Consider the following 14,008-nt stretch of genomic DNA (forward strand, 5'->3'; position numbering starts at 1 on the left):
CACACGCAAGCCGGCCGCCCGCAAGGCCGCGGCCGGGACCCGGAAATCGGCGGCGGCCAGGAAGGCCCCCGCCAAGCGCCGACTTCGTCACGAGGCGGACCTTCCGGCGCCGCCTCCGGCTTCGGCCTATTTCATCGAGGAGCGGCACGAACGCTACGAGCGGCATACGCTGTCGGTGACCGTCGACAACGAGCCGGGCGTCCTCGCCCGGGTGATCGGGCTCTTCTCCGGTCGCGGCTACAACATCGACAGCCTGACGGTCTCCGAGACTGAGCACGCCAAGCATCAGTCGCGGATCACCATCGTGACGACCGGCACGCCGATGGTGCTCGCCCAGATCAAGAACCAGCTCGAGCGGCTGGTCCCGGTCCATTCGGTGAACGACCTGACCGCGGACGGCAATCCTCTCGAGCGCGAGCTTGCCCTGGTCAAGATCGCCGGCAAGGGCCAGAAGCGGGTGGAGGCGCTCAGGATCGCCGATGCCTTCCGGGCCGAGGTGGTCGGCGCAACGACCGAGCATTTCATCTTCCAGCTCACCGGACGCACCGACAAGATCGAGCAGTTCCTGGCGGTGATGGCGCCGCTCGGCATGGTCGAGGTGTGCCGGACCGGCATCGCGGCCGTGTCGCGCGGGCCGGAGGCGATGTCGGGGCTGGCGAGTCGCGCGGACTGACGTTCGGAGATTGAATCAAGGCCGGGGCGCAAGGTCTTTATCCAGTTAGCATTTCGGCGATCTTGCCGGCCGGGCAGGGCCGGCCTGTGACGGCTGGCCGAGTCCCGGTTCCGGCCTTGACGGCCGGCCGCGACGCAGCCAGAAGTATCCGGCAATCGTAGCCGGGGAGCCGACAAGCGCCCCGGCCTATCTCCTGTTGCGATGATCCGACGATGACCGCCAGTCTCTCCGTCAATCTCAATGCGATCGCCCAGCTTCGCAATCGCCGCGACCTGCCTTGGCCGAGCGTCACCGGCATGGGGCGGATCGCGCTCCAGGCGGGCGCCCGCGGCCTGACCGTCCATCCGCGGCCGGACGAGCGCCATGTCCGCCGCTCGGACGTGCCGGACCTGGCAAGGCTGATCGCCGGCGAATTCCCCGACCGCGAGTTCAACATCGAGGGCAATCCGGACGCGCGCTTCGTGGAGATCGTCGAAACGGTTCGGCCGACCCAGGTGACCCTGGTTCCGGACGATATCCGCCAGGCGACCTCCGACCATGGCTGGGACGTCGCCGCGCATCACGAGTTCCTCGTCGGGATCGTCGCCCGGCTGCGGCAGTCGGGGATGCGGGTGTCGCTGTTCATCGACCCCGATCCCGCCGTGCCGGCGCTGGCCAGGGATGTCGGCGCCGACCGCGTCGAGATCTTCACCGGTCCCTACGGCAGCGCGATGGACCCGGCTGTCCAGGCGCGCGAGCTCGACAAGGTGGTCGCGACCGGCAATGCCGCGAAGGACGCGGGACTCGGCCTCAACGCCGGCCACGACCTGACGCTCGCCAACCTGCCGCCGCTTGTCGCCGCATTGCCGCATCTCGCCGAGGTCTCGATCGGCCATGCCCTGACCGCCGATGCGCTGCAATTCGGCATGGCCGAGACGGTGCTGCGCTATCGCGAAGCCTGCGGCGAGATCATTTGATGGCGGAGCCGGCCCTGGCGATGGCGACCGAAACCGGGGATATGCCGGCCGGCGACCGGACGAGGCCGCGTGCCGACGGACCGGATTTCTTCTGCATCGGGGCGCAGAAGGGGGGGACCCGCTGGCTCTATGACCAGGTGCAGCTCCACCCCGATTTCTGGATGCCGCCGTTCAAGGAATTGCACTATTTCGACCGCAAGAAGCCCTCGCCGCGCGCCGCCAAGCTGACGGACAAGGCGGCCAGGGACCTCCGGCATCTCAATCGGCGCCGGAAGAAGCGGAATTTCCGCAAGCTCGACGAGCGCGACCTCGCCTTTCTCGACGCCTATGCGGACTTGCCGTGGCGGCAGGTCGATCTCGACGCCTATGCCCGGCTCTTCGCCGGGAAGGGCGCGGCGATCGCCGGCGACATCACGCCGGACTATTCCACGCTGCAGGCCAGCCTCATCGAAAAGATCGCCGTGCGCTTTCCGGCCGCGAAGGTCGTCTTCATCGCCCGCGATCCGGTGGAAAGGGTGTGGTCGCACCTGACCATGCATATCCGCCGCGGCGATATCGACCGCGACCTGATGGCCGACGACTTCATGCAGCTTGTCCGCAAGCGCTTCGTCGTCAAGCGGTCCTTCCAGACCGAGATCGTCGCGCGCTGGCGGCAGTTCGTGCCGGAAGGGCGGTTCGGCTTCTATCTGTTCGACGATCTCGTCGCAGACCCCGATGGCCTGAGGGCCCGGGTCCTCGGGTTTCTCGGGGCGGATCCGGAAAAGCCGAGCGGCACGGCGCCGGCCGGCTTCAACCGGAAGAGCGATCCGGCGAAGATGCCGCTTTCGCCCGATCTCCGCGACCGGCTGAGCCGGCATCTGGCGGACGAGCTACGGGCCTCGGCGCGCCAGTTCGGCGGCGCCGCCGTCGACTGGCCGGCGAAATACGGCCTCTGACCGGCTCGCCGGTCTCAACCTGACCCGCGCGCGGGTGATGGAAGGAATGAACGTGCTCGGTGCGTTGCGCATGGCCGGCGACCGCCTTCTCGGTCGCGGCCCCGACATGACGGAGATGCCGGAGCTGCTGGCGCATGGCGACCGGCGGGGGCCGGACTTCATCTGCATCGGCGCGCAGAAGGGCGGCACCCGCTGGCTCTTCGACCAGCTGAACCACCATCCCGACTTCTGGATGCCGCCGATCAAGGAGCTGCATTACTTCAACGAGAACATCCATCTGAAATGGGCGGAGCCGCTGTTCAGCAAGGCCCGCTACGGGCGGGGACGGCTCAACCGCAAGCTCGAGCGATCGCAGATGCGGGCCCTCGACGATGTCGATGTCGAGTGGCTGAGGGCGCTGATGTGGCTGCACGGCAAGCCGATCGACTTCGACCTTTATTCGCGCCTGTTCAGCCCCAAGGGCGAGCGGCTCTCCGGCGACATCACGCCGACCTACGCGATCATCGCCGAGGAGAAGGTCAAGGCGGCCTGCGCCAACCTGCCGGAGGCGAAGATCGTCTACCTCGTCCGGGAGCCGATCGAGCGCTTCTGGTCGCATTACTGCATGATCGCGCGGCAGCAGAAGTTCGAGAATGCAGCCGATCTCGCGACGGTCGAAGACTTCATCCGGACCGGCAGCGGCGTTCGCCATTCGAGCCCGACGAAGAATGTCGCGCGGTGGAAGGAGGCCGGCGCCGAGGGGCGCTTCGGTCTCTTCTTCTTCGACGAATTGAGGACCGATCCGGCCGGCCTCAGGGCCAGCATCGTCGGCTTCCTCGGCGGCGACCCGGGGAAAGCGAGCGGTACGCTGCCGCCCGGCTTCAACCGCAAGAGCAAGGACCCGAAGGTGGTGATGTCCGATCGCGTCCGGGATCACCTGATCGACCTGCTCGGCGGGGAGATTCGCGCCGCGGCCACCGAATTCGGCGGGCCGGCGAGGGAATGGCCGAGGAAATATGGCCTCTAGAGCCCGGCCATGACGGCGAATCTGCTCGCGGGCCTTGTGGTCTTCGCGGCGGTGACGCTTTTCACGCCGGGGCCGAACAACGTCATGCTGATGACGTCGGGGCTGAACTACGGTCTCAGGCGGGCGCTGCCGCATCTCTTCGGCGTGGCGATCGGCTTCGGGGCGATGGTGCTGGCGGTCGGGATCGGCCTCGGCGCGGTCTTCGAGAGCTATCCGGCGCTCTACCCGGTCATCAAATATGTCGGGGTCGCCTATCTGCTCTACCTCGCCTGGATCATCGCCAGCGCCGAGCCCCACGACGCCGAGGCCGGGACCGGGGCCAAGGGCCGTCCGATCAGCTTTCTCCAGGCATCGGCCTTCCAGTGGGTCAACCCGAAGGCCTGGGTCATGGCGGTGGGCGCGGTGGCGACCTATGCGGCGATTGCCGACTTCCCGCTCAATATGGCGATCATTGCCGGGGTATTCGGGATGCTCGGACTCGTGTCGAGCTGGACCTGGGTGATGTTCGGCTCGGTGCTTCGCCGCTTCCTCAGGACGCCGCGGGCGGTGCGGGTGTTCAACATAGCCATGGGCCTGCTTCTGGTGGTTTCGATCCTGCCGGTTCTTGCCGAGGACTGGTTGTGAGGGCCGGATGCCCGGCGATCCCGCCCCGCCGACTGACGCGGACGGATTGCGCCTTCGGGTTTCGCCCGTTAGAACCGGCGCGGTCTTACAGGTCCCCGCGGCTTTTCGCCGTCGATCACCTTCCGATGAAAAGGGAAAGTCATGCGCGTCTACTATGATCGGGATGCCGATCTGAACCTCATCAAGTCGAAGAATGTCGCCATCGTCGGCTATGGCAGCCAGGGACGCGCCCACGCGCTCAACCTGACGGACTCGGGCGTCGAGAATGTCGCGATTGCCCTGAAGCCGGGCTCGGCCACCGCGAAGAAGGTCGAGGCCGACGGCCTGAAGGTCATGTCGGTGGCGGAAGCCGCCGCCTGGGCCGACATGATCATGATGTGCGCGCCGGACGAGCTGCAGGCCGACATCTGGAACGACCATATCGCCGGCAACATCCGCGACGGGTCGGCGATCGCCTTCGCCCATGGCCTCAACGTCCATTTCAAGCTGATCGAGCCGAAGAGCACCATCGATGTCGTGATGATCGCGCCGAAGGGGCCGGGCCACACCGTGCGTGGCGAATACCAGAAGGGCGGCGGCGTGCCCTGCCTGATCGCCGTCGACCAGGATTCGTCCGGCAACGCCCATGACCTCGCGCTCTCCTACGCCTCGGCGATCGGTGGTGGCCGCTCCGGCGTCATCGAGACCACGTTCCAGGAGGAATGCGAGACTGACCTGTTCGGCGAGCAGGTGGTGCTTTGCGGCGGCCTGGTGGAGCTCATCCGGAGCGGTTTCGAAACACTGGTGGAGGCCGGCTACGCCCCCGAGATGGCCTATTTCGAGTGCCTGCACGAGGTGAAGCTGATCGTCGACCTGATCTACGAGGGCGGCATCGCCAACATGAACTACTCGATCTCCAACACGGCGGAGTTCGGCGAATATGAGAGCGGTCCGCGGATCATCACCGACGAGACCCGCGCCGAGATGCGCCGGGTGCTGAAGGACATCCAGACCGGCGCCTTCACCTCCGAGTGGATTCGCGAATGCAAGGCCGGGCAGCCGAAGTTCAAGGCGACCCGCCGCATGAATGACGCGCATCCGATCGAGGAAGTCGGAGAGAAGCTCCGCGGCATGATGCCGTGGATCAAGTCGAACGCGCTGGTCGACAAGGCAAAGAACTGACGCGACCGGCGGTCGTCACGGCCGCCTGTCGACTTTCCTTCGGGAATCCTGTCCTTCTGCCAGGGTCGGCGGGGAGCACGACGTTTCCCGCCGCCGTCCGGGTACCTGTTCGGCGGATGAGGGCGGCTCATGCTCAGCCTGTTCGAGATCATCGCGATCCTGCTTGTGCTCTCGGCCATCTTCGGCTGGGTGAACGAGCGGTTCATCGGCCTTCCCCATGTGATCGGCCTCCTGGTGATGGCGCTGCTCGCGTCGATCGCGCTGATCGTGTTCGACGAGATCGTGCCGGTGCTCGGCGTGCGCGACGTGGTCGAGCAGACGCTGGCCGAGATCGATTTCTACGATACGATGATGAACGGGATGCTCGCCTTCCTGCTTTTCGCGGGGGCGCTGCAGATCGACCTCAGCCGGCTCAGGGCGGAGGCATGGGCGGTCGGCTCGATGGCGACGGTCGGCGTCGTCATCTCGACCTTCATCGTCGGCTTCGGCTTCTACCTGATCGCCCGGCTGATCGGCGTCGATATTCCGCTGATCTGGGCGCTGGTCTTCGGCGCGCTGATCTCGCCGACCGATCCGGTGGCGGTGCTGGCGCTGCTGAAGTCGATCGAGATCCCGCAACGGCTCGAGATCAAGATCGCCGGCGAGAGCCTGTTCAATGACGGCGTCGGCGTCGTGCTGTTCACGCTCCTCATCGGGATCGCGACGCGGACCGAGGAGCTCACCCTCCTCTACGTCGGCGAGCTCTTCCTGTGGGAGGCGGTCGGCGGCGCGATCCTCGGGCTGGTCGTCGGACTGGTGGCGGTGCGCGCCATGGAGGCCGTCGACAACTACCCGGTGGAGATCATGATCACGCTGGGGCTGGTGACCGGCCTCTACGCCGTTGCCCTCAGGCTGCACATGTCGGGGCCGATCGCCGTCGTGATCACCGGTATCCTGGTCGGCAATCGCGGGGTGCGGACCGCGATGAGCGAGGTCACCCGCGAGCACCTCTTCCAGTTCTGGGAATTCATCGACGAATTATTGAATTCCGTGCTGTTCCTGCTGATCGGCCTCGAGGTGCTGATCGTGACACTGGCGCCGTCGCTGGTCGGGCTCGCCGTCGCGACGATTCCGCTGGTGCTGGCGGCGCGGCTGATCTCGGTGACGGTGCCGCTGTCCCTGCTGTCGCTCCGCGATTCCTTCACGCCGGGATCGATCCCGATCCTGACATGGGGCGGCGTGCGGGGCGGCATCTCGGTGGCGCTTGCGCTGGCCATACCCTTCGGGGACGTCCGCGAACCGATCCTGGTCGCGACCTATGCGGTGGTGATCTTCTCCATCGTCGTCCAGGGACTGACGATCATGCCGCTTATCCGGCGGGTGCTGAGGCCGGAGACGCCGGACTGACCAGGGCCGGCGCCGGCGGGGAGCGGGCATGTCGCCCTCCCACCGGCCGCGCCGGCCGGGCGACGTCAGTAGGGGCTGATGCAACGATGGGCGTAGCCGTCGTAGCCCATGAAGGTGTCCGTCGCGGGATTGTAGGAACGGTAGTTCGCCAGGCACCAGTCGACATGGGCCTGTCTCCACGCCCGGCGCGGGTAATAGACCGGCGGCGGAGGAGGCCGGTAATAGGCCGGGGCAGGCGGCGCGTAATAGCGGGGCCGGGGCGGCGGAGCGTAGTAGCGCGGTGCGGTGCGGGGCGCGGTCACGAGCGCGCCGACACCGAGGCCCACAAGGGCGCCGGCCGCGAAGCCGACGCCGGGCGTCCAGGTGTTGTGGTTGTTGTATTTCTGGTGCTGGTAGTTGTTGTTCTTGCCCTTCCAGGCGGCCGACGCCGCGGTCGGGGCGGCGGTGATCGACGCCAGGCCGAGGAGGGCGGCCATGGCGGCCAGAGCGAACTTCTTCATTCTCTTCTCCGGGATACGCGGGGTTACACGGGCGGGAGACCCCTTCCCGCAGGTTGCCGGGGAGAATGACGAAAGCCGGCTGAATGGTGGCTGAACGAATTGTGACGGCCTCCGGCGGCAATGCTTGACCTGCCCGGACACCCGAGCCAAAAGCGGGCACCCTCTATCCGGAGTGCCTGATGCCGCGCCGCTACACCATCCTCGACGCTTTCACCGACCGGCCCCTTTCGGGCAATCCACTGGCCGTCGTGCACGATTCCGAAGGTCTCGACGACGCGCGGATGCAGGCGATCGCGCGCGAATTCAATCTCTCCGAAACCGTCTTCGTCCGGCCGGCAAGCAACCCGGCGCATGCGGCCGCGATCAGGATATTCACGCCGGGCTACGAGCTGCCCTTTGCCGGCCATCCGACGATCGGCGCCGCGGTGCAGCTGGCACTGGACGCGGCGGACGGGAACCATAACAAGCACGAGATGATGCTGGTTCTCGAGGAGGAGATCGGGCCGATACGCTGCGGCGTGTCGCTGAAGGGGAACGCCGCCGGCCATGTGATCTTCGACCTGCCGAAAATGCCGGCGACGACGGTCGACCCGGCCGATCGCGATCTCGTGGCGGCCGGACTGGGGCTCGCGCCGACCGATATCGGCTTCGAGAACCATGTCCCGACCGGCTACGACGCCGGCGTGCCCTATTGCTTCGTTCCGGTCCGTGACCTCGATGCGATCGCGCGCGCCCGGCCGGAGATGCCGCACTATGATCGGGCCTTCGGTGACGATGTGCTTGCCGATGTCTTCGTCTATACGCGCGAGACGGTTGGCGCGGAGCATCACTTCCATGCCCGCATGTTCGCGCCGAAGGCCGGCATTCCGGAGGATCCCGCCACGGGATCGGGCGTCGCCGGGCTTGCCGGCGTCATTGCCCGTTTCGATCAGCCGCCGGGCGGCAGCCATCGCTATCTGATCGAACAGGGATACGAAATGGGCCGGCCGAGCCTGATCGGCCTCGAGATCGACATGCATGACGGCGCCGTGCATGGCGGACGGATTTCCGGCGACGCCGTCGTCGTGGCGGAGGGGACCCTGTCGATCTGAGGGCGGCAAGCATGGAATCGTGCTAAATTCCCTTCGGCGGCAAACAGCGTCCGCGACTGGGGGAGGGAAGCATGGGCTGGTTCAACGACCTCATTCTGTTCCTGCATTTCTTCGGGTTGATGCTCGGCGCGGCCGGCGGGATGTCGAGCGCCATCATCATGCGACGGGCTGCTTCCCTGCCGCCGGAGCAGGGCCAGGTCATTCGCGGCCTGGGGCCGGTCCTCGCCAATGTCTCGGCCGCCGGGGTCATCGTCCTGTGGATCACCGGCCTGATCATGGTGTGGAGCAAGTGGAACGGCATCGGCTCGTTGCCGACGCTCTTCTGGGTCAAGTTCATCTTCGTCGTGACCCTTACCGCGGCCGCCATCGCCATCCACATGACCTATGCAGACGTCCGCAAGGGAAACACGGCCGCCGCGGCGCGCCTGCCGAAGCTCGGGCCGATCGCCGGACTGTCGGCGCTGCTCGCCACCTTCTTCGCGGCATTCACCTTCGGCTAGGCCGGGGAGAGGCGGTCACCGCGCCGGATAGCCGGGGGCTCCTGTGGCCGCCGAGTGCTCCCCGTATCGAGTTTCCACTTGCCGAAAGCCGATGCTTTTGGCTAAAAAGCCTCGTGCTACGCGGAAAACCGGCCCCTGACCTGTCTGCCGGATGATCCTCGGGAGCCGAGTGGAGCTGATTATGATCGTTCGCGATCCCTTGAGCGCACCGACGCCGGCCCTGGCCGAAGACCGTCGGATTGCGCCTGGCTCCCTGCTTCTTCTCGGCCTGCTCCTTAGACGCCCCTGAGCGTCGACTGTCCGGTTGCGGACGGGCTCTCAGGGGACGGTCGGACAGCGGACATTCCCACGAAAGCCCGTACGGGACAGCAGGACGGGCAAAGGTTTCGAGAAGGACGGAATTCATGAGTACCAACCAACCGACGACAGCCGACCGGGATCAGGTCGTCATCTTCGACACGACGCTGCGCGACGGCGAGCAGTCGCCCGGCGCCTCGATGACGCTGGAGGAGAAGCTGCAGGTCGCCGCGCTCCTCGACGAAATGGGCGTCGACATCATCGAGGCGGGCTTTCCGATTGCCTCGAATGGTGACTTCGAGGCGGTCACCGAGATCGCAAAGGTCGTCAAGAATGCCGTGGTCTGCGGCCTCGCCCGGGCGGGCAATGCCGATATCGATCGCGCCGCGGAGGCGCTGAAGCATGCCGAGCGCAGGCGTATCCATACCTTTATCGGCACCTCGCCGCTGCATCGCCAGTTCCAGCTCCAGCTCGACAAGGACCAGGTCTACGAGCGCGTGGTTTCCTCGGTAACCCGGGCGCGGAACTACACCGACGATGTCGAATGGTCGCCGATGGATGCGACGCGGACGGAGCATGACTACCTCTGCCGCACCGTCGAGGCGGCAATCAAATGCGGCGCGACGACCATCAACATCCCCGATACGGTCGGCTATACGACGCCGGACGAGTTCGAGGCGCTGATCAGGATGCTGATCGAGAAGGTGCCGGGCGCCGGCGACGTCGTCTTCTCGACCCATTGCCACAACGATCTCGGCCTCGCCGTCGCCAATTCGCTGTCCGGCGTCGCCGGCGGGGCGCGGCAGATCGAATGCTCGATCAACGGCCTCGGCGAGCGCGCCGGCAATGCCGCGCTCGAGGAAGTGGTGATGGCGATCAAGACGCGGGGCGACGCCTATCCCTATTACACCAAGATCGACACCACGCTCCTGATGCGGGCGTCGAAGCTGGTGTCGGCGGTGTCGGCCTTCCCGGTCCAGTACAACAAGGCAATCGTCGGCAAGAATGCCTTCGCCCACGAGTCGGGCATCCACCAGGACGGTGTCCTGAAGAATGCCGAGACCTACGAGATCATGAAGCCGGAGGATGTCGGCGTGAAGTCGACGTCGCTGGTGATGGGCAAGCATTCCGGCCGCCATGCCTTCCGCGAGAAGCTGCTCGCCCTCGGCTTCGAGCTCGGCGACAACGCGATGGAAGACGCCTTCCGGCGCTTCAAGGACCTCGCCGACCGCAAGAAGCATGTCTTCGACGAGGACATCGAGGCGCTGGTCGAGGACGAGATGAGCCAGGCCGGCGAGAAGGTGAAGCTGGTCGCGCTGACCGTGATCGCGGGCACCGGCACGCCGCCGAAGGCCGTGGTGACGCTCGACGTCGACGGCGAGCACGTGACACGCGAGGAGACCGGCGACGGTCCGGTCGACGCCATGTTCAAGGCGATCCGGGCGATCGTGCCGCACGAGGCGAACCTCCAGCTCTACCAGGTCGGGGCCGTCACCGAGGATTCCGATGCCCAGGCCGAGGTCTCGGTCCGGCTCGAGGAAGGCGACAAGATCGTCACCGGCCGCGGCGCCGATACCGACACGATGATCGCCTCGGCCCGGGCCTATGTCTCGGCGGTCAACAAGCTGGTGACCCGGCGCGCCAAGACCAAGCCGGCGGCCGAGCTCAGGGCGGTCTAGGCACCGGGCTCCCTCACTCCACGCAATAGAGGGCCCACCCGCGGCGGTGTGGGCCCTCTTTTCATTCCGACAGGTAATCAAGTCAGCCTGCATCGGCATGCCGACCTTGCCGGGAGTGCCGGCCGGACGCGCAATGGCTGCCGCGCCGACGCGGAGGATGGTCATTGCCGATAGTCCCTTTCGTCGAATCCGAAGGGGGAGCTGTCGGCGCTCAACGCACGGCCGCGAGCGTCGGGTAACAGAAATGTGAAAGAGGATGATTCCGCCGGAAAGGCCCGCCGGGTGTCAGGAGGAGCCGCTCTTCCCGGAGGCTCCGGCTTCGTGGGCCTCGACGGTGGCGCCGGGCGGACCCGGTGGCGTATCGGAGCCCACCACATGCACAACCCGCTGCGGGAAGGGGATGGTGATGCCCGCGGCTTCGAGGTCGCGCTTGCCTTCCTGGGTCAGGTCCCAGCGGATATTCCAGAAATCGGCGGTTCGTGCCCAGGCCCGCAACTGCAGGACGACGGCGCTGTCGCCAAGCGACAACGGAACGACGACGGGAGGCGGATCCTGCAGGACGCCCCGGTGTCGCTCGGCTGTCTCGACGAGAACGCGCCGGCCTTCGGCCATGTCGTCCTCATAGGCGATGCCGAATTCGAGCAGGATGAGGCGGGTCGGATTGCGGGTGTAGTTGGTCAGCGTGACGTTCCACAGCTGCGAATTCGGTACGAATTTGAAGATGCCGTCCCAGGTGCGGATACGGGTGTGGAAAAGGCTGATTTCCTCGACGGTGCCGGCAACGGTGTCGGTTTCGACGTAATCGCCGATACCGAAGGGGCGAAGCCAGAGGAGCATTATCCCCGCGGCGATATTGGCGAGCGTGCCCTGCAGGGCAAGGCCGATCGCCAGGGCCGCACCACCGAGAGCGGTGAGGATCGTCGTGGTCTGGACGCCGAGCTGGCCGAGCGCTGCGACGACCACCAGCACCAGGATCGAATAGCGGACGATGGCGGCGAAGACCGGACGAAGCGTCCGGTCGATCTTGTCGGTGCGGTGGATGACGTCGCCGACGGCGCGGCTCGCCCACTTGGCGGCCAGCCATCCGGCGACGAGGATGAGCAGGGCGGATACCAGCCGCGGAAGGAAATCGACGGTCCAGGCCCATAGCGCCGAGGCGACGATGCCGAGATGCGAAGGGATATCCACGATGTCCATGGGGCGAGACTAGAAGAGGCACGGCGCCGCGCCAACCCTCGATCCGGCCTTCTCTTGGCCGGTGATGCCGGATTGCGGGGCGGTGCCGGCCAGGTCGGCGCGGCATCTCGCCTTCGGACGCGGAAGATGCTACCGCTTCTGCCGGGTCTGGCGGGTATGAGTTGTGCGTAGGGGGAACACCCGTGGCGACGATCGATATTGCCGACGAACTTGACGGCACCGTGCTTTTCGGTGGTCTCGAGGATACGGATCTGCGGCGCCTCGCGGGCATCGCGCGCGAGAGCAACCTGTCCGCCGGAGAAACGCTTTTCGACCAGGGCGACGAGTCGGACGGCCTCTATATCGTCGTCTCGGGCATCCTCCGGATCTATCTGACGGCCGACGATACCCGCGAGGCGACCATCAACCTTCTCGAGGAAGGGGAGGTGATCGGCGAGATCGCGCTGCTCGACGGCCTGCCGCGCAGTGCCGGGGCGGCGGCGCTGACCGATGCGCGGCTCATCTTCATTCCGCGCGAGCCGTTCATGGAGATGCTCGATTCGTCGCCGCGGCTTGCCCGGCAGATCATCCTGATGCTCTGCGAACGCCTGCGCGCGGCGAACGAGCAGGTCGATCAGGCGATCTTTCACGATCTCCGCCATCGGCTGCTGGTGCTGCTCCGCCAGCTTGCGATGATCCATGGCCGGATCGAGGACGATGTCGCGATCGTCGACCTGGAGCTCACCCAGGGTACGCTTGCCCAGATGCTGGGATCGAGCCGCGAGGCGGTGAACAAGCAGCTCCGCGCGCTGGCCAAGGAGGACAAGATCAGGATGGCGGGGGCGCATATCGAGATCTACCGGTCGACGCGCGACTGAGCGCTGCGGTCGGCATTGCCCGACACGGCTTCTGCGGACTGGACAGGCGGCGCCGGGACTTGCTAGAAGAGCCGCGTTCTTCCGGGTGTATAGCTCAGTTGGTAGAGCAGCTGACTCTTAATCAGCGGGTCCACGGTTCGAGTCCGTGTACACCCACCAAAAACCCCCAAAAACTCAATAACTTACGAGAGGCGCTGACCGGCGCTTCTTCCCATGGGAAGGCAATGGGAAGAGTTTGGGAAGGATCACGCGCGCTCGATTGCCTTCTGCACTCAACCTAGTAGGCAAGAGCGTTTTCAACGAGTGAGGGGAATTCGTCGGCATTCCTGCCGCACCAATTGCTCCTACTCGGATGAGGCAGAGTGACAACATGGCGCCGACGGTCACTGGTCCGATGCCAGTAGGCTCTTCGGCGTCTCCGCCCGGTTCTGTTCGGTTCGTAGATTTCGGCTTCGCAGATCGTCGCGCCGACCTGATCGCGCGTCCACTCTCCGGCGACCGCCCCCATGCACAGGATCACCTTGATCTTCAATTCTTCGATCACTGCGCTGTGCACTGGCCAGCAACGCTTCAGTAGGTCGTCGCGCCTCGCGGCCAAACGCCTTTGGTCGACCGTGCGAACGAAAATGACATTGCTCGCTGGAACATCTCGCGGATCAACGCCGATCTCAGTCAATAGATGACACACACGGCGTTGCAAGTAGTGGGTGCCGGGGTCTCTGCCCCTCCATGGTTCATCGCAATACGCAGACCAATGCTCTCGACCGGTGCGGAAATGATCCACGCTCCGCCGTATCGTATCATCCTTCTCAGTGCTGGGATCGCCCCCAGGATTCAATCCGAGGACGTAGAGCTTGGCCGTGTCAGAGAAGGCACGGCGTCCAGAGTAGAAGACTCTTCCGCTCTCGTCGTACAGGTCGTGGTCAACTTTGCAGATGAACCCGTCGATCATGGGCGCGCCCTCCGCCGGCATAGGTAATTTCGTGCCAGAGTTGTCGCAAGAGCGCCAGTTGCCAGCAATGGGCCTATGCGGCCCTGCGGCTCTCGGTCCAGGCGTGCAGATCGGCCAACCCCGATCGCCGCGCAGGCCCGTTTGGCGGTCCTATGTCGGCCGCGCGCAGGCTGCGTATTCCGGCTGTCGACGGC

General features: G+C 65.8%; 14 protein-coding genes and 1 tRNA gene. 12 read left to right on the top strand and 3 right to left on the bottom strand.

Annotated features, from left to right (window positions below; translation table 11 throughout):
- Positions 1 to 133: 133 nt before the first annotated feature.
- The 7 genes from ilvN (at position 134) to KDJ86_RS03270 (ending at position 6,741) form a co-directional block, all read left to right on the top strand.
- The gene (ilvN, locus tag KDJ86_RS03240) at positions 134 to 673 is read left to right on the top strand and encodes an acetolactate synthase small subunit (protein ID WP_291742888.1); all 540 of its coding nucleotides are present in this window, start codon (positions 134 to 136) and stop codon (positions 671 to 673) included.
- 212 nt (positions 674 to 885) lie between these two features.
- Positions 886 to 1,629, top strand: a complete 744-nt coding sequence (locus KDJ86_RS03245; RefSeq protein ID WP_291742851.1) for a pyridoxine 5'-phosphate synthase — start codon at positions 886 to 888, stop codon at positions 1,627 to 1,629.
- Positions 1,629 to 2,564 (top strand): sulfotransferase, encoded by a 936-nt coding sequence (locus KDJ86_RS03250; protein ID WP_291742854.1) that lies wholly within the window; start codon positions 1,629 to 1,631, stop codon positions 2,562 to 2,564. The genes KDJ86_RS03245 and KDJ86_RS03250 overlap by 1 nt, the downstream gene beginning before the upstream one ends.
- A gap of 46 nt (positions 2,565 to 2,610) precedes the next feature.
- Positions 2,611 to 3,570: a sulfotransferase gene (locus KDJ86_RS03255; RefSeq protein WP_291742857.1), complete on the top strand. Its 960-nt coding sequence runs from the start codon at positions 2,611 to 2,613 to the stop codon at positions 3,568 to 3,570.
- 9 nt (positions 3,571 to 3,579) lie between these two features.
- On the top strand, positions 3,580 to 4,194 hold the full coding sequence (locus KDJ86_RS03260; protein WP_291742860.1) for a LysE family translocator: 615 nt from the start codon (positions 3,580 to 3,582) through the stop codon (positions 4,192 to 4,194).
- A 141-nt stretch (positions 4,195 to 4,335) separates the two neighbouring features.
- A complete protein-coding gene (gene ilvC, locus KDJ86_RS03265; protein WP_291742862.1) occupies positions 4,336 to 5,355 on the top strand; it encodes a ketol-acid reductoisomerase in 1,020 nt (339 codons plus the stop codon).
- Between the two features lie 129 nt (positions 5,356 to 5,484).
- Positions 5,485 to 6,741 (top strand): cation:proton antiporter, encoded by a 1,257-nt coding sequence (locus KDJ86_RS03270; protein WP_291742864.1) that lies wholly within the window; start codon positions 5,485 to 5,487, stop codon positions 6,739 to 6,741.
- Positions 6,742 to 6,806: 65 nt separating this feature from the next.
- Here the strand turns inward: KDJ86_RS03270 and KDJ86_RS03275 are convergent, their stop codons facing one another.
- Positions 6,807 to 7,241, bottom strand: coding sequence for a BA14K family protein (locus tag KDJ86_RS03275; protein WP_291742867.1), 435 nt, complete (start codon positions 7,239 to 7,241; stop codon positions 6,807 to 6,809).
- A 179-nt stretch (positions 7,242 to 7,420) separates the two neighbouring features.
- Here KDJ86_RS03275 and KDJ86_RS03280 point away from each other — a divergent pair, with 179 nt between their 5' ends.
- The 3 genes from KDJ86_RS03280 (at position 7,421) to KDJ86_RS03290 (ending at position 10,808) form a co-directional block, all read left to right on the top strand.
- A complete protein-coding gene (locus KDJ86_RS03280; RefSeq protein ID WP_291742869.1) occupies positions 7,421 to 8,332 on the top strand; it encodes a PhzF family protein in 912 nt (303 codons plus the stop codon).
- A 71-nt stretch (positions 8,333 to 8,403) separates the two neighbouring features.
- Complete coding sequence (locus KDJ86_RS03285; protein WP_291742873.1) at positions 8,404 to 8,832, top strand: hypothetical protein; 429 nt, start codon at positions 8,404 to 8,406, stop codon at positions 8,830 to 8,832.
- A 404-nt stretch (positions 8,833 to 9,236) separates the two neighbouring features.
- Entirely contained in the window at positions 9,237 to 10,808 is a 1,572-nt protein-coding gene (locus KDJ86_RS03290; RefSeq protein ID WP_291742875.1) for a 2-isopropylmalate synthase, read from the top strand.
- A gap of 285 nt (positions 10,809 to 11,093) precedes the next feature.
- Here KDJ86_RS03290 and KDJ86_RS03295 read toward each other — a convergent pair whose 3' ends face one another.
- Positions 11,094 to 11,996, bottom strand: a complete 903-nt coding sequence (locus KDJ86_RS03295; RefSeq protein ID WP_291742878.1) for a mechanosensitive ion channel family protein — start codon at positions 11,994 to 11,996, stop codon at positions 11,094 to 11,096.
- 191 nt (positions 11,997 to 12,187) lie between these two features.
- On the opposite strand from KDJ86_RS03295, the gene KDJ86_RS03300 reads away from it, so the two are divergent.
- Both KDJ86_RS03300 and KDJ86_RS03305 read left to right on the top strand, forming a co-directional pair.
- Positions 12,188 to 12,862: a Crp/Fnr family transcriptional regulator gene (locus KDJ86_RS03300; RefSeq protein ID WP_291742881.1), complete on the top strand. Its 675-nt coding sequence runs from the start codon at positions 12,188 to 12,190 to the stop codon at positions 12,860 to 12,862.
- An 83-nt stretch (positions 12,863 to 12,945) separates the two neighbouring features.
- Positions 12,946 to 13,021 (top strand) — tRNA-Lys (locus tag KDJ86_RS03305).
- 118 nt (positions 13,022 to 13,139) lie between these two features.
- Here KDJ86_RS03305 and KDJ86_RS03310 read toward each other — a convergent pair.
- Positions 13,140 to 13,814, bottom strand: coding sequence for a uracil-DNA glycosylase family protein (locus KDJ86_RS03310; RefSeq protein WP_291742885.1), 675 nt, complete (start codon positions 13,812 to 13,814; stop codon positions 13,140 to 13,142).
- Positions 13,815 to 14,008: the final 194 nt, after the last annotated feature.

Origin of the sequence: Bauldia sp. (genome assembly GCF_020442045.1) — a bacterium.
Lineage (GTDB): Bacteria > Pseudomonadota > Alphaproteobacteria > Rhizobiales > Kaistiaceae > Bauldia.

Bases quoted from the DNA above. Each gene is read 5' to 3' on its own strand.
- KDJ86_RS03245 (WP_291742851.1), top strand. From the start codon at position 886: ATGACCGCCAGTCTCTCCGTCAATCTCAATGCGATCGCCCAGCTTCGC.
- KDJ86_RS03250 (WP_291742854.1), top strand. From the start codon at position 1,629: ATGGCGGAGCCGGCCCTGGCGATGGCGACCGAAACCGGGGATATGCCG.
- KDJ86_RS03255 (WP_291742857.1), top strand. From the start codon at position 2,611: ATGAACGTGCTCGGTGCGTTGCGCATGGCCGGCGACCGCCTTCTCGGT.
- KDJ86_RS03260 (WP_291742860.1), top strand. From the start codon at position 3,580: ATGACGGCGAATCTGCTCGCGGGCCTTGTGGTCTTCGCGGCGGTGACG.
- ilvC (WP_291742862.1), top strand. From the start codon at position 4,336: ATGCGCGTCTACTATGATCGGGATGCCGATCTGAACCTCATCAAGTCG.
- KDJ86_RS03270 (WP_291742864.1), top strand. From the start codon at position 5,485: ATGCTCAGCCTGTTCGAGATCATCGCGATCCTGCTTGTGCTCTCGGCC.
- KDJ86_RS03275 (WP_291742867.1), bottom strand. From the start codon at position 7,241: ATGAAGAAGTTCGCTCTGGCCGCCATGGCCGCCCTCCTCGGCCTGGCG.
- KDJ86_RS03280 (WP_291742869.1), top strand. From the start codon at position 7,421: ATGCCGCGCCGCTACACCATCCTCGACGCTTTCACCGACCGGCCCCTT.
- KDJ86_RS03285 (WP_291742873.1), top strand. From the start codon at position 8,404: ATGGGCTGGTTCAACGACCTCATTCTGTTCCTGCATTTCTTCGGGTTG.
- KDJ86_RS03290 (WP_291742875.1), top strand. From the start codon at position 9,237: ATGAGTACCAACCAACCGACGACAGCCGACCGGGATCAGGTCGTCATC.
- KDJ86_RS03310 (WP_291742885.1), bottom strand. From the start codon at position 13,814: ATGATCGACGGGTTCATCTGCAAAGTTGACCACGACCTGTACGACGAG.